Raw genomic sequence first — 570 nt, forward strand, 5'->3', positions numbered from 1 at the left:
ATCCCGAACCAATCTTCGGTTCCGAAAGCGTTTCAACAGTTTGGCGACGACGACAGAATGAAGCCGTCCTCATATTACGACCGCATGGTCGATGTGATGGAAGAACTGGTGAAGTTCACGTTGCTGACCCGCGACGTGTCTTCTTACCTCGTTGATCGCTACAGCGAACGAAAAGAAACAGGCGAAGCGCTGATCGCGCGGGTCAACAGAACTGCAAGTTGATTTGCTACCTAAGACAGCAACCAAAGTCCGCTTTGGTGAAGCTGCGCCGCGGCATTAGCCCGTCCGCTCAAGGTCTGGTTCGGGCCGCAGCATTCCGCTGACACGAGTTGGAGAAAACAGCTGTATTGAGCCCCGAGCTTGCCTTCAAAGCGATGCGATATTTGCTGGCTTAGAAGTTTCGCTTCAACGGTGCTGAGATTGCGGCGTCGTCCGCTTGTCGCCTGAGACATAGCCATGAGCTTAACCCTGGGCTAATCTGAGGTTCATGGAAAACAGCAAACCGAAGCGGCGACTTGCCGCCATTTTCGCCGCTGACGTCGTTGGCTATTCGAACATGATGGGCGAAGA

1 pseudogene is annotated in these 570 nt (G+C 53.7%); it reads left to right on the plus strand.

What is annotated here, in order from left to right:
* A pseudogene (locus tag ACR0I8_RS22115) lies at window positions 1-222 on the plus strand (arsenical resistance protein ArsH); the annotation flags it as partial.
* Between the last annotated feature and the right edge of the window lie 348 nt (window positions 223-570).

The organism is Ruegeria sp. BG9 (assembly GCF_056538305.1).